At 69.8% G+C, this 21,474-nt stretch carries 19 protein-coding genes and 1 pseudogene; 14 read left to right on the top strand and 6 right to left on the bottom strand.

The annotated features are described in order from the left end of the window. The first annotated feature begins 368 nt into the window (after nt 1–368). Together ACIBCM_RS23250 and ACIBCM_RS23245 are read left to right on the top strand one after the other, a co-directional pair. Nucleotides 369–1,487, top strand: coding sequence for an MAB_1171c family putative transporter (locus ACIBCM_RS23250; RefSeq protein ID WP_399246129.1), 1,119 nt, complete (start codon nt 369–371; stop codon nt 1,485–1,487). Nucleotides 1,488–1,517: 30 nt separating this feature from the next. Next, nucleotides 1,518–2,702 carry an amidohydrolase family protein gene (locus tag ACIBCM_RS23245; RefSeq protein WP_399246127.1) on the top strand — a complete coding sequence of 395 codons (1,185 nt, stop codon included), beginning with the start codon at nt 1,518–1,520 and terminating at the stop codon, nt 2,700–2,702. Nucleotides 2,703–2,797: 95 nt separating this feature from the next. Here the strand turns inward: ACIBCM_RS23245 and ACIBCM_RS23240 are convergent, their stop codons facing one another. Beyond that, nucleotides 2,798–3,664, bottom strand: coding sequence for a helix-turn-helix transcriptional regulator (locus tag ACIBCM_RS23240; RefSeq protein WP_399246125.1), 867 nt, complete (start codon nt 3,662–3,664; stop codon nt 2,798–2,800). A 668-nt stretch (nt 3,665–4,332) separates the two neighbouring features. Between ACIBCM_RS23240 and ACIBCM_RS23235 the strand changes: the two genes are divergently transcribed. The 5 genes from ACIBCM_RS23235 to ACIBCM_RS23215 all read left to right on the top strand — a co-directional run bounded on the left by ACIBCM_RS23235 (nt 4,333) and on the right by ACIBCM_RS23215 (nt 8,374). Continuing rightward, nucleotides 4,333–5,352: a hypothetical protein gene (locus ACIBCM_RS23235; protein WP_399246123.1), complete on the top strand. Its 1,020-nt coding sequence runs from the start codon at nt 4,333–4,335 to the stop codon at nt 5,350–5,352. Continuing rightward, complete coding sequence (locus tag ACIBCM_RS23230; RefSeq protein WP_399246121.1) at nt 5,349–6,107, top strand: ATP-binding protein; 759 nt, start codon at nt 5,349–5,351, stop codon at nt 6,105–6,107. The genes ACIBCM_RS23235 and ACIBCM_RS23230 overlap by 4 nt, the downstream gene beginning before the upstream one ends. Nucleotides 6,108–6,231: 124 nt before the next feature. Further along, nucleotides 6,232–6,924 carry a WhiB family transcriptional regulator gene (locus tag ACIBCM_RS23225; protein WP_399246119.1) on the top strand — a complete coding sequence of 231 codons (693 nt, stop codon included), beginning with the start codon at nt 6,232–6,234 and terminating at the stop codon, nt 6,922–6,924. Beyond that, nucleotides 6,921–8,186 carry a DUF2637 domain-containing protein gene (locus tag ACIBCM_RS23220; protein WP_399246117.1) on the top strand — a complete coding sequence of 422 codons (1,266 nt, stop codon included), beginning with the start codon at nt 6,921–6,923 and terminating at the stop codon, nt 8,184–8,186. Before ACIBCM_RS23225 ends, ACIBCM_RS23220 begins: the two co-directional genes overlap by 4 nt. Then, nucleotides 8,183–8,374: a hypothetical protein gene (locus ACIBCM_RS23215; protein WP_399246115.1), complete on the top strand. Its 192-nt coding sequence runs from the start codon at nt 8,183–8,185 to the stop codon at nt 8,372–8,374. Before ACIBCM_RS23220 ends, ACIBCM_RS23215 begins: the two co-directional genes overlap by 4 nt. A 442-nt stretch (nt 8,375–8,816) precedes the next feature. On the opposite strand, the gene ltrA is transcribed toward ACIBCM_RS23215, so the two are convergent. Further along, a complete protein-coding gene (gene ltrA / locus ACIBCM_RS23210) occupies nt 8,817–10,616 on the bottom strand; it encodes a group II intron reverse transcriptase/maturase (RefSeq protein WP_399246113.1) in 1,800 nt (599 codons plus the stop codon). Nucleotides 10,617–11,425: 809 nt separating this feature from the next. On the opposite strand from ltrA, the gene ACIBCM_RS23205 reads away from it, so the two are divergent. The 5 genes from ACIBCM_RS23205 to ACIBCM_RS23185 all read left to right on the top strand — a co-directional run bounded on the left by ACIBCM_RS23205 (nt 11,426) and on the right by ACIBCM_RS23185 (nt 16,381). Then, a complete protein-coding gene (locus tag ACIBCM_RS23205; protein ID WP_399246111.1) occupies nt 11,426–11,872 on the top strand; it encodes a plasmid mobilization protein in 447 nt (148 codons plus the stop codon). Beyond that, nucleotides 11,869–13,593, top strand: coding sequence for a relaxase/mobilization nuclease domain-containing protein (locus ACIBCM_RS23200; protein ID WP_399246109.1), 1,725 nt, complete (start codon nt 11,869–11,871; stop codon nt 13,591–13,593). The genes ACIBCM_RS23205 and ACIBCM_RS23200 overlap by 4 nt, the downstream gene beginning before the upstream one ends. 85 nt (nt 13,594–13,678) lie before the next feature. Beyond that, a complete protein-coding gene (locus tag ACIBCM_RS23195; protein ID WP_399246107.1) occupies nt 13,679–14,155 on the top strand; it encodes a hypothetical protein in 477 nt (158 codons plus the stop codon). An 82-nt stretch (nt 14,156–14,237) separates the two neighbouring features. Then, nucleotides 14,238–14,951 (top strand): hypothetical protein, encoded by a 714-nt coding sequence (locus ACIBCM_RS23190; RefSeq protein ID WP_399246106.1) that lies wholly within the window; start codon nt 14,238–14,240, stop codon nt 14,949–14,951. 137 nt (nt 14,952–15,088) lie between these two features. After that, nucleotides 15,089–16,381, top strand: a complete 1,293-nt coding sequence (locus ACIBCM_RS23185) for an IS256 family transposase (protein ID WP_399246104.1) — start codon at nt 15,089–15,091, stop codon at nt 16,379–16,381. Here ACIBCM_RS23185 and ACIBCM_RS23180 read toward each other — a convergent pair. The 4 genes and pseudogenes from ACIBCM_RS23180 to ACIBCM_RS23165 form a co-directional block, all read right to left on the bottom strand. After that, nucleotides 16,344–17,171, bottom strand: coding sequence for a hypothetical protein (locus ACIBCM_RS23180; protein ID WP_399246102.1), 828 nt, complete (start codon nt 17,169–17,171; stop codon nt 16,344–16,346). The two genes, ACIBCM_RS23185 and ACIBCM_RS23180, sit on opposite strands and share 38 nt — an antisense overlap. 356 nt (nt 17,172–17,527) lie before the next feature. Beyond that, nucleotides 17,528–18,268, bottom strand: coding sequence for a DUF317 domain-containing protein (locus tag ACIBCM_RS23175; protein ID WP_399246406.1), 741 nt, complete (start codon nt 18,266–18,268; stop codon nt 17,528–17,530). Nucleotides 18,269–18,297: 29 nt separating this feature from the next. After that, nucleotides 18,298–18,573 carry a hypothetical protein gene (locus ACIBCM_RS23170; protein WP_399246404.1) on the bottom strand — a complete coding sequence of 92 codons (276 nt, stop codon included), beginning with the start codon at nt 18,571–18,573 and terminating at the stop codon, nt 18,298–18,300. Between the two features lie 133 nt (nt 18,574–18,706). Continuing rightward, nucleotides 18,707–19,059, bottom strand: a pseudogene (locus ACIBCM_RS23165) (DUF317 domain-containing protein). A 339-nt stretch (nt 19,060–19,398) separates the two neighbouring features. Here ACIBCM_RS23165 and ACIBCM_RS23160 point away from each other — a divergent pair. Both ACIBCM_RS23160 and ACIBCM_RS23155 read left to right on the top strand, forming a co-directional pair. After that, nucleotides 19,399–19,911, top strand: coding sequence for a ribonucleoside-diphosphate reductase (locus ACIBCM_RS23160; protein ID WP_399246100.1), 513 nt, complete (start codon nt 19,399–19,401; stop codon nt 19,909–19,911). 196 nt (nt 19,912–20,107) lie between these two features. Next, nucleotides 20,108–21,379, top strand: coding sequence for a hypothetical protein (locus tag ACIBCM_RS23155; RefSeq protein ID WP_399246098.1), 1,272 nt, complete (start codon nt 20,108–20,110; stop codon nt 21,377–21,379). Nucleotides 21,380–21,474: the final 95 nt, after the last annotated feature.

Genomic DNA, 21,474 nt, shown 5'->3' with positions numbered 1-21,474 from the left:
TCGGGCCTGTGGGTGGAGACAGCGGACGTGGACGTGATCCTCTACCAGGATCGGACAACCCGGCTTCATAAGGACCATATTGTGTTGCACGAGATCGGGCACATCATCATGTCCGACTGGGAGCAGCGAAATTCCCCACGTCGGGATCCTGGCTCAGCTGAGGACTGTGCGGCCTTGATCGGTCTGGAGCCGGAGGCGGTGCGGCGCGTCATGCACCGGTGTGCTTTCGGGGATGACGAGGAGTGCATGGTGGAGTTGGCGGCGACGATCCTGATGGAATGGGATTCTGCGCTTGAACGCGTTCCACTTCCTGTTGCTGAGGAGCCGTCTCTTCGACGTGTCCAGAGCGCTCTGGGAGGTCGCCGAGGATGGTCCTGAGAATTGTTTTCCTTTCGGGCCTCTTCGCCGCGGTGCTGTGGAAGCTGGCCCAGCTCGTGCGGGATCCCCGCAACGCCCCACTCCGCTCTCTTGCCCTGTGTCTGCTGAGTGCTGCTGCTTCGTATCCGCTGACGATGCCGCAGAGTGCCGAAGATTTCGACATGGTCGCCTTCCACGGCGCGGCCAAGCTGGTCCAGAACCTGTTGCTGCTGGCCACGTTGTACTTCCTCATGGCGTTCTTCCTGTACTCCGCTGCGGACGAGTCGGCGGGGCAGCGCCGGGCGCGCCGAGAAGCCGGTCTGGTCTTCGCCGTTGCCGTAGTCATCACGCTGTGTGCGGTCGCCGTGCCAGAGGAGGAGCTGGCGGGTTCCTTCTCGACCGCCGACATGACCGTCTCCCAGGTCGCGGGCTTTTACCTCGTGGCCGGGCTGTACATGACGTACGCTCTGGCGGCCGCAGGGATGTGGACCCGTCACTACGCCCGGGCATCTCGCCGGCCCCATTCGACGGGGCTTTGGATCGCCGCTTGGGGCATGTCGGGGATGGCGGTCGCTTGCGCGGTCCGCGCGGTTTTCGTCGTCACCCGCTGGGCAGGGGGTGCCATCCCCGAGGGTCTGCTGAACGCCGTCGAGGCGCTGCTGGTCGTGTCCATCATGGCTTTTGTCCTGGGGATCACGTATCTGGGTGCGTGGTCGCGTTACTCCGCCAGTCGTCTGTGGCTGAGCCGTCGCCGCACCCATCGCCGGCTCGAACCGCTGTGGCGCCTGCTCTCGGAGACCTACCCGGACACGGTCCTGCAACCGCAGCCGACCTGGGCCGGCCGTCTGCGGGCCCGCGGCGTACACCGTCGCTATCACCGGCGAATCGTCGAGATCCGCGACGGCCTCCTGCGTATCAGCCCGCACCTGTACGCGTCCTCCGGAGATGACCTCCTGGCGCTCGATCCTCCGGAGCTGGCCCGCAGGCTGCGCGCTGCCACGGCGAAGGCGGGCACCGGGGCACGGGCCGCGGGAACAGCCTTTCCCCTTGCTGCACCCGACGCCGACGGCCGCGAGGCCGATGCGCGGCAGCTGGTCAAACTGGCCGACGCACTCCGTGTGTCCGCCTGAACCGAAGAGAAACCGAAGGAGCACCCCCACATGCTGATCACCGCCGCACGCGTCCTCACCGCACCCGGCTCGTACGTCCGTGACGGCGCGGTCCTCACCGACGGGGAGACGATCACCGCGGTCGGATCGCGCGCCGAGGTCGCGCCGCGGGTACCCGCCGGAACACCGCATCTCGATTTCCCGGAAGGCACCATCGTGCCGGGGCTGATCGACGCCCATGTGCACCTCGCGTTCGACGGCAGCCCGGATCCGGTCGCCGCGCTCACAGCCAGCGACGACTCCGTCCTGTTCGCCGCGATGCAGGAACGGGCCGCACAGCTTCTCGCGAGCGGCGTGACAACGGTCCGCGACCTGGGCGACCGGAACGGTCTGGCGCTGCGGCTGGACCGTGAGATCCGCTCCGGCACCACGGCCGGGCCGCGGATCGTGTCCGCGGCGGTTCCGGTGACCCCTCCGGGAGGGCACTGCCACTTCCTGGGCGGAGAGGTCTCCGGTGCCGAGGAGATCCGGGACCTGGTCAAGCGGAACGTCGCTGCCGGAGCCGGAGTCATCAAGGTCATGGAGACTGGCGGCGGTCTGACGAAGGACGGAGCGCCCAGCTGGGAAACCCAGTTCGGCCACGAGGACCTCGCCGTCCTCGTGGCCGAGGCCCATGGTGTGGGACTGCCGGTGGCCGCCCATGCCCACGGCGCGGACGGCATCGCCGCCGCGGTACGGGCCGGGGTCGACACCCTGGAGCACTGCACCTGGATGACCGCCGACGGCTTCGACCTGCGCAAGGACGTCCTCGAGGAGATCATCGCCCAGGGAATCCACGTCTGCCCGACGATCAGCCAGCACTGGCCCATGCTTCCGAAGATCTTCGGGGCCGAACGGGCGGAGCAGATGTTCGCGATCGTCCGGCAGATGGCTGATGCCGGGGTCAAGCTGATCGCCGGTACCGACGCCGGCGTGCAGAGGACAGGCTTCACCGGCCTCGCCGACAGCCTCGCCTTCTACGAGCACATTGGACTGGATCGCGGACGCGTCCTGGAGATGGCCACCGAGACGGCCGCCGAGGCCCTCGGTCTCGGCGACTCGGCCGGGCGAATCGCCCCCGGCTACGGTGCCGACCTCCTGGTCGTCGACGGCGACCCCTTGCAGGACCTGGCCCGCCTCAAGGCGGTTACCGCCGTCATCGCCCGCGGAACCCGGCTGGCCGCGGACCACGGCTGACAGCAGACCCCGCCCCGCCTTGTGGGGTGCCGCGAAGCTCCATGCGCGCGGCACCCCCACCAAGGTAAATCGGGCTCCCTCCGCAGGGAGCGGACCTACTGCGGGGAGCTGCCGTCCTGGCGGGGGCGACGGGCGAGGTCCTCAACGACGCTGTTGACGATGGCGAGGAGATCGGCCGAGAGTCCCTCCGCGCCCATTCCCCGGGCGGCGACCTGTCCGACGTCACCGCGGCGTTTCGAGGCCAGCAGTTTGAGCCCTTCCGCGACTTGGCGGGTGACCGCGTCCTCGGACTGGAAGTACAGGGGTTTCACCCCGAAGAACGCGGCCAGCCCGTCGAGGACAATCGGTGGCGCCTCGACGGGTGTTCCCGTACGCAGGTCGCGAACGTCCCTCGCCGTGAACACGGTTGCCCCAGCATGCCGGTTGATTCCGGAAGCGATGTCCGCGTCCGATGGAGCATTCTGGTCCGGATACGTCTGTTCCAGCATGAACGCGATCTTCTCGGCCAGCGTGGACGGCAGACCGGGCTCCGGTTCGGAAGCCTCGACCCCGAAGGTGCGTTCCTGGGCAGCCTGCAGAGCCTCCTCGCTCACCCCGTACCCGGCGGCGAGGAGGGACACGGCCTCGGCAGTCAGGCGCCGTACCCCGTGCTCCGCCTTCCGGAGCGAGCTGGCCGTCGTGGTGCCGGTGAGCGCGGCGGTGTCCTTCTGCGAGTAGCCGGCGTCCGCCCGCAGATCGGCCAGATCCGGCGGCCCCTGCCGGGGGAAGAGCGCATCAATCGGCTTGCCGAGGACCCGCGCGAGCGTCGGCAGCATCTCCGGGAGGGGCTGTGTCGTCGCGCTCTCCCAGCGGGCCACAGCAGCCTCCTGCACACCGGCCGCCTCCGCTACCTGACGCTGGGTCAGGTCAGCTGCCCGACGCTCGGCGCGAAAGGCGCGGGCATCGAAGAGACGGACGGGCATATCGGTTCTCCCGGGGTGCGCGGACCAGTACAGACCGCAACCACTTGATCAGGTCACTCCAAGAAGATACCTTTCCTGGCGTGACCTTGCGCTGTGGTGCGGAAATCGCGTCCGTCGCACTGGCAGCACCATGGCACGTCCATCCCAGACCGTATCAAGGCCGGACCGGGAGAACCGTCCGGCCCACAGGGAAAGAAGCGCCGATGAAGCCCCCACCGCCAGCCCGCGGCGACGAAACGTCGACTCCGCCCCCTTCTCGCCGGTTTCAAGGGTTTCAGAGCTGTACGGCGGACTAGAGCTATGTATGGACTTGTGCCCAGGGGGTGTGCCTAACTTGCTGGTCCCGCGCCCGGGACCGCCGGACGCACCGACCGCGGCGTGAGGAGGCCACCGGCGCCGAACGCGCCCCTTCAAGGAGTGCCCCAAGTCAAAACGACGGTGGCGCCTGAGAGTTCGCACCCCTCAGACGCCGACCGATCTGAATCGCGTCTCGTGCCCCGGCAAGGGCCCGAGACGCCCACTGCCCACCGGCCCCTTCCTCAGGAACACCCGGTGTGGCAATACCTCAGAGGAGAGTGTTGCATGCCTCCTGCCCTGCGCGGAAGGTCGGCGCCCCCGGCCAGCGCGGCAGCCCGCCCTGCGACGACCCCCGCCGGGGGTGCCGCCTGATGGCCCGGATCCGCACCATCAAACCGGAAATGTGGGAGTCCGAGGATGTCGCGTCGGTGTCTCTCACCGCCACCCTGACCTTCATCGGCCTTCTCACCCAGGCCGACGACGAGGGCCGCCATCGCGACCATCCGGCGATCATCGCGGGTCGCATATGGGCGTTGCGCCCGGAGCACACACCGGCGCACGTGGCCCGGGACCTGGACGAACTCGCCACGGCCGGGCTGATCTGCCGCTACACCGGCTGCGACGGCCGCACCTATCTCCACATCGTGACCTGGGAGCGCCACCAGAAGATCAACCGTCCCTCCGCCTCGCGGCTGCCCCGCTGTCCCGGTCACGCCGGTCACCGGGCCTGCGGCCGGTGCGCCGAGCGCGTCTGTCCCACCGCTGCCGCCTCGCCGACGGGTCCGGCCTCCGCAACGGACCCCCGCCGCTCCGGGCCGTCGGACGCCCCCGCCGGCACCACCCTGGCCCCTGCGAAGACAGTCGCCGTCAGTGCGGCGGCATCCAGGACCGTGATACGGCAGGATCCCCGCCCACAGTCCGCTGAAGCGGATACACGCGCAGGCCAGGACCGACCTGAGGGGGGATTCAGTGAGGGCTCACTGCCTGGATCCAGGATCTTGGATCCTGGATCTTTCCTTACGGGGCGCGCCGCGCCCGCACCGGCTCCGGGGCAGGTCTCGGCGAAGGATCTGGTGGCCGAGTACGCCAAGGGATTCCCGCACCGCCCGCCAGGCGATGTCCTCGGCCAGCTCGGCCGGAGGATCAAAGGGCTGCTGGACGAAGGTTTCGAGCCGGAGCACATCCGCACCGCGATGGACCGGCTGCGGGCAAGGTGCCTGCACCCGAGTGTGCTGCCGAGTCTGGTGAACGAGGTCGTCAACGCGCCGGCACTTGTCGGCGCGGGGGTCGCGGGCGCCTCCGGCGGGGGCCCGTGGGCCAGCACCTCCAGTACCTTCACGCCGTACTTCAACCCCACTCCCCCGCCCGCGACGTTCGGGAGGCCGCTGTGAACCGCACCCTCTCGCGCCCCTCCGATCCGCAGCCCGCCGTCTCCGACCGACTGCGGCAGCGGCTGGAGGCACAGCTCGCCGCCCGCGGGATCACCAGCAGTACCCCGCTTGCCCAGGATGCGGCATCGGAGCGGTCACCGGCGCTGGAGGCGGCCCAGTCCCGGATCCCCGCCGACTACCTGGACGCGCACGCCGACGATCCGGTGGTCGCCGCCTGGGTGCGCGCACTCGCGGAGTCGGCCACCGCGCCGTACGCCGCAGATCGTCATGCCCAGTACGGGCGGGCGGGGCGGCGGGAGATCCGCACCGGACCGTCGCTGCTGCTGTGGGGCCCGACCGGCACCGGCAAGACGCGGCAGGCGTTCGGTGCGATCCGGTCCCTGACGGCCGCCGGGTGCGCAGTGCGCTGGCACGCGGTGAAGGCAGCCGACCTCTACGGCCAGATGCGCAGCCAGAACAGCGACACCGAGGCGGTACTGCGGCACGCGATGCGGATTCCACTGCTGGTCCTGGACGACCTCGGCGCAGCCAAGACCACCGCGTGGAACGAGGAAGTGACCTTCCGGCTGCTGGCGTGGCGCGGGGAGAACCACCTCCCGACCATCGTCACCACCAACCTGTACCCGGTCCCGGCCCCTGGGGTTGCCGCGCAGCAGCTCCTGCGGGCTGCGGTCGGCGACCGTGTCCTGTCCCGCCTGTCCGGGATGTGCACCGCTGTCGAGATCACCGGTCCGGACCGCCGCTACCTGCGCTGACCTGCCCCGTCTGGATCCCCGCGGCACCGGCCACCACCGCCGGGTTCAGCTCCCACCGACCTCGCCTTCACCGCCGTGCCCGTGCCATCGTCCGGGCGGCGGAAACGCCCTGGAGGGCTTCGCCTTGCGCCACATCACCACCCAGTCCGCAGACCAGACCCTGTCGCTGCGGGGGATCGCCGATCACAGCTGGCACACCCGCGGCGCCTGCCACGGCCTCGAACCCGAGCGCGCGGACAGGCTGTTCTTCCCCCTGCCCCGCGACCACCGCGCTGTCGCCGAGGCGAAGTCCCTCTGCGGCGGATGCCCGGTGCGCAAAGCCTGCTTCGACCACGCCATCGGCCGCGGGATCAAGGAAGGCATCTGGGGCGGGCTCACCGAGGCCGAGCGCCGCCCCTGGCAGGACCATGTCCGCCACCGCCTCGACTACACCCGCGTCCGCGCCGCCTTCCTCGGCCGCGACATCGCCCTGTCCGAAGCCGAACGGAAGGCGCTCACCCGCCACGCCTACGTCCGCGGCTGGACCGCGAAGCGGCTCGCTTACGCCCTGCAGCTCGACCTCGACTACGCACGGGACCTGATGCGGGAAGCCGCCCAGGATGTCGCCGCCCGGGACCGGTACTGGGCCACCTGCCCCACCGAGGAGACCACGCAGGACTCCAGCGAGGACACCGGGCCAAGCAAGGGGACCGACAACGCTCCGGACTCCCCGGACGACGGCACCGGCAACGACGAGGCAGCGTCCGCCACTCCGGTGCCGGTCCCCCGGCACATCCACACCCAGGAGCTGGTCACCGCACTCGGAAAGGCAGCATGACCCACAGCAGCACAGCTCCACCCCTGCCGGTAGGCCCTGTCGGTACCTGGGACCGCGCCGCCATCGTCTCCCTGGGCGCAGCCGGATGCGCCCTCTCCTACGACGCTCTTCAGCAGATGGCCGTCGCCATCCACGTCCGCGGCTTCCTCACCTACCTCTTCCCTCTCGTGATCGACGGGTTCATCGCCTACGGGGTCCGCGCCCTGCTCGTTCTGCGGACCGCACCCCTGCGGGCCCGCGCCTACGTCTGGCTGCTGTTCGGCAGCGCCACCGTCGCCAGCATCTGGGCCAACGCTGTGCACGCCGTCCGGCTCAACCAGCAGACCCTCCCCCGGGAGGGCCTGCAGCTGGGCGACACCGTCGTCGCCATCCTGTCCACGCTGGCTCCGCTCGCCCTGGCGGGGGCGACCCATCTCTACATCCTCATCACCCGCCACCACCCCGGTATCGTCCCGGACCCGGACCCGGTCCCGGTGCTGGTCCCCGACGCGGTCAAGCCGGGCCCCGTCCCGGACCAGGACCGCACCCCACCGGGGACCGGAACACAGGACGACGGGGACCGCACGGAGCGGAAGGCGGGCAGGGACGGTCCCGGACCGGAACCCAGGGACCGGACGGGGACCACGGCAACACAGCCTCAGGCCCTGGTCCCGGACCACGGCACGCAGGGGAGCGAGCCGAAGGCAACGGCCGGGACCGTGGCCAGCGGGACCGGGACAAGGAGCCCGGCGGTCCCGGACCGGTCCGGGACCGTCTCCGAACCCGGCGGTGACCATTCAGAGGCCGCCGCCAAGCCCGACCTCCAGGGGGCTGCCACCTGGAACGCGTCCCCGCCGCCTTCCGGGACGGAACGCGATCACGCGGAGCGATTCCCCGGCAGGAAGCCCGGGGACCGGCGCCAGGACAAGCCGGTCCCCGATCCCGGGAGAGCCGGTCCCCGGCCCCCAGGACCGGTCCGGTCCCGGACGGCCCGAGACGAAAACCGGGCACTCCCTGCAGCGGGCATGGACGGTCCCCGGTCCGGGACCGGTCCCGGCAGCAAACGGACCGGCTTGTCGCAGGACGAGATCGTCGCCCTGGTCCTCCCCCACGTCCCCGGCGCCCTCAGCCGTGACGGCAATGAATCACTGACCCGGGTCCAGCTCCGGCAGATCATGCGCGACCAGCAGATCGCCGTCCGCAATGACGCCCTGACCCCCGTCCTGCAGCGCCTGCGTACTCAGGACACCACCCCGACCACGACACGGAGTTCCTCCCGGTGAAGACCTGCGAGAAGTTCGCCCGCATCCAGGCCGACTACCAGCGCGACGTGACCTACCTGAGCAACCACTCCGAACGTCATCGCGGCCAGCCCTCCGCGCGGGCCAGTACGAAGCACGCACACACCGCGAAGCAGAACATGGCCCGCGCCCTGTCCAGGCACTTCTACAACTGCCGTCTCTGCGGCTGAACCAACCACCTCCCCCGGTCCCCACCTGGTGGCCCGCCAGCGGCAGGGCCACCACCCCGAAAGGCCCTTTCATGCACTCCCCCATCCCGCCTCCTTGGGCGACACCGGAAGCCGAAGCCGCCGCGAGAGCGGACCAGATGCCCCGCCGGCAACGCCTAGACGCCGCCCCGTCCTTGGCTCGAGCTGGCAGTGGCTTCGTGCCACGCACGACCACCGCCCCCGTCCGCCTCTTCGACGGCCCCGACGCGATGCCCGGACTCGCGGCCCGCATCCACCAGCTGCACACCGGGCAGGTCCGCATCCGATGACGCCCCCGAACACGGCCACTTCCCACGAGGGTTCCCCGAACACCGACTCGACCTCAGGACGGTCGGGTAGCCGGGGCACATCACTGTGCCCCGGCCCCCTCAGAACCGGACGTGCGACTCTCACCGCATCCGGCTCAAGCAAGCCACTTGGGCTTCGCGGGACACGAACTTACGGTCCGATTTACGTCGTTCGCATGATGCTGACGATGGCAATCGGCGTGCACAAGGCGGAGGTTGGCTCGTGCGTCTGTACCGCCATCTCTCCGGTAAACGAGGTGGTGCTTGTGCAGCAGCTTCCTCGACGCCGAGAACCAGGCAATCCACTCGCGCACATTGTCCGGCTCGTATTCGGCTCCTTCGATCAGCGCCTCACGGCAGAGGGGACACACGCCCTTCTGTCGCGCTGCCAGGAGAAGACTCGTCTTCCCCATCGGCGGCGGCGCCTTGATGCGGCGACGCGCCCGCCAGTAGCCCGTCAGGGCCGGATCGTCCGGAGACGACGCACCCTTCACCGGGATGTGACGGGTATAGGTGGTCCAGGCGAACTTCTGGAGATAGGCGCCACCGGCATGGTCGCCGAACACCCAGTTATCTCGCCTGGACTTGTTGAACCGGCCGAAGTAGTGACGCTTGATCCACAGCCCCGAACGATTCGAGTGGCTATGTTTCGCCCACTTGTAGAGCAGCGTGAACATGTAGAAGTCCATCGAGCAGAACGCTCGAAAGGACGCCACACCCCGGTAATACGCACTCCAGCCCTTAACCACCGGGTTGAACGTGCGGATAACAGCCTTGGCCGGACCGCCCCGCAGGGCGCGTGCGTCCGTTCTCAGCCGTTTCCGGAGCTTGTTGCATGCCGCCTTGCTCGGCCCGATGACCAGCTTGTCACCGTGCCGTTTCACGGTAAATCCCAGGAAGTCGAACCCCTCGTCGAGGTGGACCACATGAGTCTTGGCCTCGTTGAAGCGCAGACCCCTGGGAGCAAGCCAGGCCATCAAATCCTCCTTGACCCGATACGCCTCCTCCTCGTTGTGGCACAGCACCACGAAGTCGTCGGCATAACGGACCAAGACGGGCGCTCCGGGAGCCGTATGGGACTCGCGCCCCTTGTGGTTCTCGTAGCGGAATCCCGCGGCCTCTTCCATCCCGTGCAAAGCGATGTTCAGCAGCAAAGGGCTGACGACGCCGCCCTGAGGAGTTCCCTCCTCGGTCGGCGACCAACGGCCGTTTTCCATCACGCCGGCCCGCAGCCAGGCCCGAAGCAGGTTCCTGGCGGGAAACTGCCCGATCACGGCCAACAGGTGGTCGTGACTGATGCGGTCGAAGGCCCCTTCCAGGTCCGCGTCCAGCGCCCAACGGCGCTTCGCCTTCGGGCCTCGCGCAGAGGCCCGGATGGCACAGATCGCGTCCTGGCACCCGCGTCCGGGGCGGAAACCATAGGATCTCGCCTCGAACCGGGCCTCCCACTCGGGCTCCAGCGCGTTCTTCACGCGGGCCTGGAGCACCCGGTCACGGATGACCGGGATGCCGAGCGGGCGCTGCTTCCCGTTCGCCTTGGGGATGTACACGCGCTTGACCGGCTGGACCTTCCACGGAGTGCCCGACCGGTGGCTGTGTGCCGCCAGTTTGGCGCGCGCCGCCGGAGTCAGGGCGCGCTCTCCGTCGATGCCAGCGGTCTTGCGACCACTGCTCTGCTGCGTCACCCGCCGCACGCTGACCAGCGTGTTACTGCGGCTTCGCAGCATGAGCTTTTGCAAGTTCCGGACCTTCTTGAGGTCCCCGTCTCGCGACGCCTTGAAGATCCGCTGCCTCAGCCGCCGTACATTCCGCTCACACCCGGCCCAGTCGACGCTGTGCCAGGCTTGTGTGGGCGAAGAGCCCTCGGGTCCGTTCACCTCGGGCGTGCGGGCGGTCCACGCCACTGTGCTACTCATACGCGCCTCCGGCATCCAACTTGTCCCTTGGTTCCGACGCCTTTGCATTGGTCTTCAAAGGCTCACCTGGTCCACGTGGGCGCCCTTTCGGGCCGGGCCCCCAGGGCCCGTATCCGGCGGGTTATGGCAGGCAGCAGGCGGAGAGGGCCGCCACCCGGTTTCCCCTAGCCTTTCGGCCAACCGGCGTTCGCTTCTTGGACCATCCTGTTCCTGCCGGGGAGTTGGACCTCCCTTACGGTCGGCTTACCGGACGATTCCGGACCCCGACAGGGTTTCCGTGTTCCGCATCTCGAAGGTGCGGCTGGGGTGGGCGCTCCCTATACCCCGTGGCCAGCGGTGTCCTACTTCCGGTGTTGCTTGCACCGGAAGCCGCTGGTGCCTTGCAGCACCGGGCCACTCCCCTGCGAGAACCAGCCATCCCAGGGGTCGATATCACGAGGCATCAACCAGGAGTTCACACGCGTTCGCCCGTCCAGCCTTCCCCTTGCCTGTGGCTCTCGATGGCCGAGGAGCCCTTGGGCGTGAACGCTCAGCTTCACACCCCGCCGTCACCGGCGACGCATGTGAGCGCGGGGACGAATCCAGACACTGATTCGGAGGAAAATCCTTTGTCAGAACCTCTCCACGAGAACCACCTCACTTCTGAAAATGCGGCCTCACGTCGCACAGCAAGTTATCCCATAAGTAGTACTCCCGTCGGGAGTACTACTTATGGGTACCCCGCCCCGGGAGGGACAGGGCCGGACCCGCGCCGGGGGGCGCAGGTCCGGACGGATGCGGCCGAGGGCGGACCGCATCCGAGGGAGGAGATGCCTGAGCCGTGTCCCGCCCCGTACTGCACGCACAGCGCTCCGCCCGCTCCACGACGCAATCGTGCGCGCAAGCGCCCTTCCGACAAGCGCGTACACCTGATCACCAGCCGTTTCAACGACGACGAGAAGAAGCGTCTGCTCGCCGCCGCTGAAGCGTGTTCCATGACGCCGTCCGGCTTCCTCGCCCATGCCGCTCTCGCAGCCGCGCGGGACCTGTCCCGCAGCGCCGCCGAGGTCGCTGAAGAACGCGAGATGCTCACCGAGCTTTTCGCGCTGCGCCGTCACCTCGGCCACATCGGCAACAACCTGAACCAGGTCGCCAAGACCCTCAACTCCGGAGCCGACGCCCCTCAGACCGAAGCAGTGCTCCAGGCCGTCCGCCGGGCGGCCCGGCGGGTCGAGGAGTTCACTCAGCAGCGCGTACGGCAAGCGGGCCCGGCATGATCCCCCGGGTCCACAAACGCGGGACGCGCACGATCGGCCTCTTGTACTACCTGTACGGCCCCGGCACGCACGAGGAGCACGTCGACCCGCACCTGGTTGCGGCCTGGGACAGCCTCGCCCCCGACCCCGGCCGCGACCCCAGCGCCTCGTACGCCGATCTCCAGCAGCTCCTCGACCAGCCCGTCGAGGCAGCCGGCCGGCGCGGGAGGCCACACGTCTGGCACCTGTCGGTCCGGGCCGCGCCCGAGGACCCGGTCCTGACAGACGAGCAGTGGGGCGAGATCGCCCGCCGGATGGTCGCGGCAACCGGCATCGCCCCTGAAGGCGACACGGCCGGTTGCCGCTGGGCGGCCGTCCGGCACGCCGACGACCACATCCACATCATCGCCACCCTGGCCCGCGAGGACGGACGCACCCCCCGGCTCAACAACGACGCCGCCCGCGCCCAAACCGAAGCCCGTCTCCTCGAAGCCGAATACGGGCTCCGCCGCCTCAATGCCGGTGACGGAACCGCGGCCAGACGGCCGACCAGCGCCGAACGGCATAAAGCCACCAGGGAGAAGAGGGAGCGCACGCCGCGGGAGGAGCTGCGGGAGACGGTCCGCCGGGCCGTGGCCGGCACCCAGGACGAGAAGGAGTTCTTCGACCGGCTCGCCGCCTCGGGGCTCCTCGTACGGCGCCGGGTCGCGCCGTCGGGGGATCTCCTCGGCTACACCGTCGCCCTGCCCGACGACCGCAACGGGAAGGGTGAACCGGTCTTCTACTCGGGGTCCAAGCTGGCCCCCGACCTCAGCCTCCCCCGGATCCGCGAACGCTGGACCGCGCCGGTCGAGCCGACGGTGGAGAGCGCGGAGGAGCAGCCATCGGTGGAGATCCAGCCGGTGGCCTCTGGTCCGGCGGTGGCCCGGCGCCGGGCGGCGTCGGCGGTGTGGCAGGCGGTCCTGGTCGTGGACCAGGGCGACGACCATGCGGTGGCGGCGCAGTTGGCCGCCGCCGGGGAAGTCCTCGACGCGCTGGCCAAGACGAGCGCCGCGCATACCCGCCGCCGGCTTCGAGACGCGGCTTTCGCGTTCGAGCGGGCGACCCGCTCCCATGTCCGGGCCGCCGCTGGGCATGACCGGGCGCTGCGGCGGGCTGCCCGGGAGCTCGCCTACGGCGGGCGGGCGCTGGGGCGGGGTGAGGACGGGGCGACTACGGCCATGGTGATCGACATGATCGTCTTCCTGGTGACCGCCGCCGCTCACTGGCATGCCCGGAGGGGGCACGAGCAGCAGGCTGCCGCCGCCCGCGAGGCCGCTGGGCACCTGCGCGCTGCCTACCGCCAGGCCGCCGACTGCCCGCTGGGTGTGCTCCACGAACGGGGCCGTCGGCTTGCGCTGCCGGTTCAGCGGCAGCAGGCCGCGGTCGTGCGGTCCGCGCTGCCGCAGGAGCTGGCCGTGCGGGTTCTCGGCGAGGCGGGCTGGCCCGCGCTGGCCGCGACTCTCGCCGACGCCGAGGCCGCCGGCCACGACCCCGCCCGTCTTCTCGCCGAAGCCACCAGGCGCCGGGAGCTGGAGACGGCCGACTCGGTCACCGATGTGCTGGTGTGGCGGCTGCGCCGTATGGCCGGCCTCCCCGCCGACGCCACGGTGCTTCCCCTGGCAGCCGCCAGGAGCACGCCGTCGCGGAGCCCGGTCAACATGCCCGCCAAGCGCTCTGCCCAACGGCGGAAGGCGAGATGAGTACAAGGATTTCAGAGTTGAAGCAGGACACATGCACGGGGCACGCTCTTGGTGTCCACGAGGGGCTGAGGAAGGGGAACGGGTGTTGAGGCGCAGGCGCGAGGCGCGGGAGCGGCGGGAACTGCAGGGGGCCGGGCGGGAGATGTGGGAGTACTTCCAGAGCATCCCGACCCCTCTGGAGGAGTTCGACCAGGAGGAGGAGCGGGAGCGGGCAGCCGCGACGGCCGCGGTTCCCGAGCCGGCCGTCGCGGAACCCGCCGTGGTGGTGGACGACTTCCTGCCGCCGGATTTCGTCGCACCGTCGCAGCGGGAGATGGCCGGGCTGATGATGGCCTGGCCCGGGCCTCTGGTCGTGGACGGCGAGATCGTCACCTGCTCCGGGTGCGAGAGCTACCGCGACTGGATCGTCCTCCACGCCCAGGGCCGGGTGTGGCTGCGGTGCCGCGCCGGGCACGAGACCCGCGAGACGGGGCTGGATACCGCGTGGTTCAACCGCAACAGCGGCCCCATGACCGAGGAGCACGCCAGCTACCAGGACGGGATCCGTTTCCTCGGCCACTGATCTCCAGGCTCTGCGCCTTCTCGCCTCGCTCCGCGCCCCGCACGTCGACACCGAGCCCTGCCGTACCACCTCTGGGAGACTCATGCCCCGCCGCTCCACCTCCGCCGTCCTCACCGTGACCGCTCTTTCCCTGCTCGCCCTGTCGGCCTGCTCGACGAACACGTCCTCGACCACCGGAAGCAGTCCCTCCCCGGCGGCCACGGCGCCCAAGAAGAACGAGGAGAGCGGGCCCACGACCGTGCTCTCGTCGGACCAGTTGCGGGGGCGGCTGCTGACCGCGGGGGACCTCGGTGAGGGCTACGTCCCGAAACCGCAGCGGGACGCCGGGCAGAGTTCCGGCAGGGACGATGTGACGGTGATCGGCTGCCCTGCGCTCGAACAGCTCGGCGGTGAGGCCGGGGCTGGCGGTTCGCTCGACTTCCCCCGCCGCGCGAAGGCCGTCTTCACCTACACCGGCAGCCGTGACGCGGAGCTGTCCACCGAGCTCTACAGCGACACCACGGCCCGGCTGTCGGCGGGGACAGGCCGGATTTTCGACGCCATGACAGGCTGCCCCGTCTACCAGGTCGTCGTCGGCAGCACTCCCGTGAAGGTCGCCACGCAGAAGGTACCCGCCCCTGCCCTCGGCGACGAGCAGTGGTCGCACCTGCTGACATTCACCACCGGCGGTCGCGACAGTATCGTCAAGCAGACCGCGGTCCGCACCGGGACCGCGCTCGTCGTGGTCTCCGGCTCCCCCGCCCTCGTCGACACCCACATCGAGAAGGCACTCACGAAAGCCGCTCCGGCGGCCTGAGCACGAACGGGTCGGCCCCCGCAGGACTGGAGTCGACGCTGTTGGCGAATTCGGAGGCTGGCCCTACTTCGCCCCGTCGAGCGTGAGCTGGGACTGTAAAACGAGCGGTGTAACTCCCGATCATGGAAGATGCATCGATGACCAGCGACAACGTGACCGAGGTCGAACCCGTCGAGCCGTCTGAGGCGGTGCCGGCGAAGTCTGTGGACGACCGGCTGATTGACGAACTGGTGGGCCGGGCTCAGGCCGAGGGCCTTCAGCTGACCGGCGAGGGCGGGCTGCTGCAGCAGTTGACCAAGCGCCTCCTGGAGTCCGCTCTCGAGGGTGAGATCACCGACCACCTCGGCTATGACAAGCATGATCCGGCCGGGAAGAACGGCGGCAACTCACGCAACGGCACCCGCGCCAAGACCGTGCTCACCGACGTCGGCCCGGTCGAGATAGCCGTGCCCCGCGACCGGGAAGGCAGCTTCGAGCCGAGGATCGTCAAGAAGCGGCAGAAGCGCCTGTCCGGCGTGGACGAGATGGTCATCTCGCTCGCGGCGAAGGGCCTGACGACCGGCGAGGTCCAGGCCCACCTGGCCGAGGTCTATGGAGCCGAGGTGTCCCGCCAGACGATCTCCACGATCACCGACAAGGTCCTCGACGGCATGGCCGAATGGCAGAACCGGCCCCTCGACGCCGTCTATCCCGTGATCTTCATTGACGCCATCCACGTGAAGATCCGCGACGGGGCGGTTGCCAACAGGCCCGTTTACGTGGCCCTGGCGGTCACCGTCGAGGGCCGTCGGGACATCCTCGGGCTGTGGGCCGGCGACGGCGGCGAGGGCGCCAAGCACTGGATGCACATCCTCACCGAGATCAAGAATCGCGGTGTCAACGACGTCCTCATGCTGGTCTGCGACGGGCTCAGGGGCCTGCCCGACGCGGTCGAGGCCGTCTGGCCCCGCACCACCGTCCAGACCTGCGTGGTCCACCTGTTGCGGAACTCCTTCCGCTATGCCGCCCGCCAGGACTGGGACAAGATCGCCCGTGTCCTCAAGCCCGTCTACACCGCGGCGACCGAGGAGGCCGCACTCGACCGGTTCGCCGAGTTCGCCGACGCCTGGGGCAAGAAATACCCGGCGATCGTGCGGCTCTGGGAGAACGCGTGGGAGGAGTTCACCCCGTTCCTCCGCTTCGACACCGAGATCCGCCGCATCGTCTGCACCACGAACGCGATCGAGTCGGTGAACACCAGGATCCGGCGGGCGGTCAAGGCCCGCGGACACTTCCCCACCGAGCAGGCCGCGTTGAAGTGCGTCTACATGGCGATCACGTCGCTGGACCCCACCGGCAAGGGCCAGGCCCGCTGGACCATGCGCTGGAAGACCGCACTCAACGCCTTCGACATCACCTTCGACGGCCGACTCTCCGCAGCACGTCAGTAACTCCAACAACCCGAGTTACACCGCTCGTTTGACAGACCCGCGGTCCGCCGTCAGAGGACGGTGTGGGCCGTGACCGGCCGCCGTTCACCGAGGCCGATGTAGTGTCCCGGACATCGGCAAGATGGTCCAGGAGGTCCCGGCGCCAGCCCTGGGCGTAGGTCAAGCAGTTGGCCTCGCTGTTGTGGGTGCCGCAGGTGCGCTCGTACCGGCCGCCCTTCGACCACGCCATGCTGTCGGCGGAGCCCACGTACGGCCACGAGGTGGCGAGACCCGTCTTCTTGTACCCAAAGGCGTGCAGTTTCAGGCCCATGGCGTGCAGGTCCTCAAGGATCCAGCCCGCCGTGAATGTGCTGGGCCGACGGCATATGCTGCCCACGCCGACCAGGGGCTCCTTCGTGAGATCGACTCCGGCAGCCGCGAACTTCTCGACGCAGCGCTCGTAGTGAGGCCGGAGCCACCCCTGGACGACGGGAATGATCGGAAGCTCCGGGGCCAGCCAGCGCAAGGTCAGAAAATTGGCGACGGTGAGGTCCTGATGCCGGTCGACGGACAGGCCGGTCATACGCAGCGCCTCGTCCTCACACATGAGGTCCTGCTGACTCGCCCAGGCCAGTTGGCCCACCTCATCTCGGTACCTGCGGATCTGCCGTACGTACTGCTGGGGGGTGGTGCGCCATTCGCCGTACTTGGTGATCTCGGTGAAGCCGCCGCTGTCGAGTGCCCACGGGCCGAGGGCTCGTGGGAGCGTCTGGACAGGGGCAAGCTGGCGGTTCGATACGAACAGCGGCACGTCGGTCTGCTTGAGCCAGTGCGGGCGATGCGCACCGAGCCAGAACGTCGGCAGTGGTGGTGCTGGGACGGGCAGGGTGATGTTCTCTCCACATGCTGTCGAGTGGCCGGGCAGGGGCGTCTCGCGCGAAGGCTCCGCTTCGGGGAAGACGATCCGCGCCGGGTCGGCGAGCGGTCCGGATGCCGTTCTCGGCGGCCTCGGCGTTCGGTCCCTTGAGGTCGTGGGGACCATTCCCGTGAGGAGTTGGTGGCGGTGAGGGCGGCTGGGCTCGCGGTGCTCGCTGAGCCGGTTCCCGGTCGAAGATCAGGCCGACCCGCGTGCTTGCGCAGGAGACGGTCGCCGGGAGACGGGCCGGGTCAGCCGGACGGGATGACGGTGAGCCGGTGGCGGGCGCTCGCGGGCAGGATGTGGCGCCGTACGGGAGCGGGGGAGGCGAGGGAGGAGGCGAAGGCAGCGACGAGGTCGTGGGGGACGCTGGCGCTGAAGGTGGCGCACCACAGCAGTCCGGTGCCGACGGCCGGGTCGGCCCATGCCTGCCAGCCGGCGAGGCCGGGGCGGGGGTCGGCGTCGAAGACGTGCTCGGGGATCACTTCGAGGGAGACCGTGGCGGCGAGGTCCGGGGCGGTGGCCGTCGTCGTGGGGTGGTCGATGTCAAGGAGCCACCCCTGGGCGAGCAGCGCGTCGAGGACGGTCTGGGGTCCGGTGAAGCCGGTGGCGGGTTCGGTGCGGGCGTGCAGGGCGAGAAGGAAGTCGGCCACGGCCTCGTGAGGGGCGCCCTCGGTGATGTACGCGTTCCATTCGCGCAGGGCGCTGTCCGGGTGAGCGCGGGCGGTGATCTGCCAGGCCACCGGCAACCCGCCGAGCTCGATCGGATAGGAGGCGCGGACCCATTCGGCACCGCACAGATCGTCCGGACTGGTGTAGAGGAGGGTGCAGCGGCTGGTGGGCCACATCCGCCACCCGGCACCGGTCAGGGTGGCGCCGATCTGTTCGGCGAGGGTTCCGTCGTCCCCGGCCAGGTGACGAGGGGTGACCCAGAACTGGGGCGGGCGCGGCGGGTCGGGGTGAGAGGGGTCGAGGGGGTGGTGCGGGTTCAGGGGCGCGCCTCCTGGTGATCGGCGGGTTTCTACTGCCCGGTGCTGGGGCGGGTGGTCCTGCGGCGCGGGCGGGCGGGGGCGACGGTGGGCTCCTGCCAGGTCAGCCGGACCGCGACCTGCGGGGGCAGCGGGCCGAGCTGATCGCCGGAGTCTGCGAGGAACACCACGGGCTTCCCGTTCTCGTCCCGGGCCTCGACGACTTCACCTGCCCGGTGGGCCATGGGGAAGAACGGGTTGAACGCCAGCCGGACCGGCGCGGTCCGGTCGAGGGTGGACAGGTGGTCGATCAGGGCGCCGACCGTCATCTCGGGGGCGTCGGGAGTATGCGGATTCACCGAGGGCTCTCCTTCTATATACAGGGGTGGGTGTGCGGAGGCAGGGTACGGGCCGGAGAAGAACGAGGCCCGGCGCCCGCGGGCGGACGGCCCGGTCGGCCGGTCAGCGCGGCTGGGACGTGGCGATCACCGCAGCTACAGCGGCGGCAACGATGTGCGCCGGCGTCTCGGTGTCGAAGCTGGCGTGGTAGCCGGGAATTCGGCTGTGCCGGTGACGGCAAGTCCCCAGCCCTCGCCGTCGGTGCCGGGGCGGCCGTGGGGGAACCAGCCGAGGTAGAAACGCCCGTCGCGAGAGCTGATGTGGACGTCGGCGCGGTCGTCGACGACCATCTTGAAGTCGGCGTCGGTGAACTGATCGAGCACCGCGGTCGGCTGGCCGGAGCCGAGCTGCCAGGTGCGCAGCCGCAGGGCCTCGACGGTCGTGGAAAATCCGGGCCGGACGATGTCAACGGCCATGGCAAAACCTCCTGACCTGCGGGTTTCCGCGGAAGTCGTCTACGTTGACATGCTCCTGGCGCTTTTTCCAGTCCTTGCGGGATCTCTCCTGTCCGCCCGGGGCGAACTGGCGCAAAGGTGGGCGCGTTGCCCCGGTACGCACCGGCGCGGACGGGCGCGAGCGGGACGGCCTTCACCCGCCCGCCAGGGGGCGACACCCCTCCAGATGGGAACATTAGTTCGAGTACGATGCCGTTCGGACGGCTCTGCGCGGCGCCCCGGTACTGGGGTGCCCTCCGTGAGCATCATGAAGGGCCCGGAGACGGCGGCACGCCGCCCGGGAGGGAAGGGGTTTTCCGCATGACCATCGAGGCAGGCGTCGTGACCGGGCGGAGCGGCCACAAGCCGGCCGGAGTCGGCGGCACCGGCGGGCGGCGGCTCCACGCGCTGACGCGGAGCTTCACGGTCGGCCCGGCGGCCGGGACGCTGACCGTCTCGCACACCGCGGACGGGGCGCCGCTGCGGGTGGAGATCCGGGTGTCCAAGCAGGGCTCCACCCTGTACGGGCTACTCGACGTGCTGTCCGCCACGCTGACCCGGGGGCTGGCGTGCGGCGTCCCCCTTCCGGATCTGCTGCGCGACCTGCTGGGGACCCGGTTCGAGCCCGCCGGGATGACCGAGGACCCCCAGATCGGGCAGGCGTCCTCCGTCCCCGACTACGTCGCCCGTCGCCTCGCGTTCGACTTCCTCCCCTTCGAGCACCGCCAGGAGCTGGGCGTCCTCACCCAGGAGGAGCGCTCCACGGGAGAGCCGTCCGTATGGCCCATCGCCCCGGGCCGTACGGCCGCGGTCCCCGGGCCACGACACGAGTGACCGCACCCTACGGCGAGGCCGGCGTTCGGCAGCAACGGCCGTCCCGGTAAAGGGCCTGCGTCGTGCACGGCTCTGGGGCATTCTGGTGTGTTTCCCAGAAAGAAGGGGTGTGCCCATGGAGATCCGGTCGCTGCGGGAGCTGCGGGAGCCCGACCGTCTGACGCTCGCGTTCAGCCCGTATGGGCTGGGCGGCTAGATGGTTCCCGAGGACGCCGCGCGCTTCCAGCAGGAACAGATCGCCGACTGCGACCTGGCCGACCAGGTCCCCCAGGCGGTTCGCCAGCCGTTCGACGCCCTGCGGTCCCGCTTCGCCCACGGCGTCTTCGACTACGGCGTTTACTCCCAGGTGAGCACCGGGGCGGTCCTCATGCTCGAAGGAGTTCTGCGGGAACGGTTCGCGCTGTGGTGCGGAGGCGAGGTCACCTTCGAGGACGTCACCGGGTCGCGGGATCCACGAGCGCTGCCGGTGACCTCACCGCACGACGTTCCCGACCTCCCGAAGCAGCTCCCCACGGGCCGCGGGGCCACGAGGTCCCGGTGGAAGCTGCGGGTCGGCGGTGAGCTCATCGAGTTCAACGGGATGCTGAAGGGCCTGATGGGCTGGGCGCGCGCCGCCGGGCTTCTGCGGGGCCAGCGGGCACGCGGGTACGAGAAGGGGCTGGTGCCGTACCGGAACGAGATCGCGCACGCCGGCGGGCACCTCGTCTTCACCCCCGTCGAGGCCGCGAAGGCAGTGCGCGACCTGGCCGAGTTCACCAACCAGCTGTGGGGCCGACCGACACCAGGGGGCCGGCGCTATCCGGCACCGGTCCGCCGGGAGGTCGCCGTGATCTCCTGGGACGACACCGGCCGCACCTCCCTGGCCGCCGGCGAGACACTCCGCGAGGACGACGGAAGGGACGGCTGGAGCCATGTGCTCGTCCGAACGGCGTCCCTGCCCGGCCAGCGCCCCGAGGACCCGCACTGGATGGACTTCGACGCCCGGTTCGAGACCACGCAGTACCCGACCGAATACCTCTGGGGTCCGGGAACCCGCGGCCACGCCCTGGCCTGGCTGGACCGTGAACAGCCGGAAGGCGACACCGCCGACCACGTCGACCGGGTCTTCATCGTTCGCACCCACGAGGACCGGGTCCTCCCCCCGATGCGCCCGGAAGTCGCGGCCGGCCTCACCGGCGCGGAGACCATGGGCGTCTGGCACGCCATGCACGCCGACTTCCCTCTCGACGCCTTCAACCACGTCCGCGGGCTCCAGGAACCCACCACCGGGCATGAAACCGGGCAAGGGGACTGTGCCTGCCCGGTACGGGTCCTCGCAGCAGGAACCCACGAGGAAGCCCTCGCCGGAGCGGAAGCAACCCTGGGCCCCATAGCCCCCGTCCGCCCCCCGTTATCTTTTTCGCGGTCCTGCAATGGGGCCGCTGGCCTCCGGGCCCGGCATGACTGTGTCCCCCTGTCGAAGGCATGACCTGGGGGGTGGTGTCAGTGCGCCGTGAAGCGTTGTGAACTCGTGCGGAGGTGAGAGACCGTCGCCGCCGTCCTGTCGCAGCAGGGCGGTGAAGC

The sequence above is a fragment of the Streptomyces sp. NPDC051018 genome, from assembly GCF_044456085.1.
In the GTDB taxonomy this organism is placed as follows: Bacteria; Actinomycetota; Actinomycetes; order Streptomycetales; family Streptomycetaceae; genus Streptomyces.
Note: the sequence above shows the minus strand (reverse complement) of the source record. Positions and strands in the feature narration are given on the sequence as shown.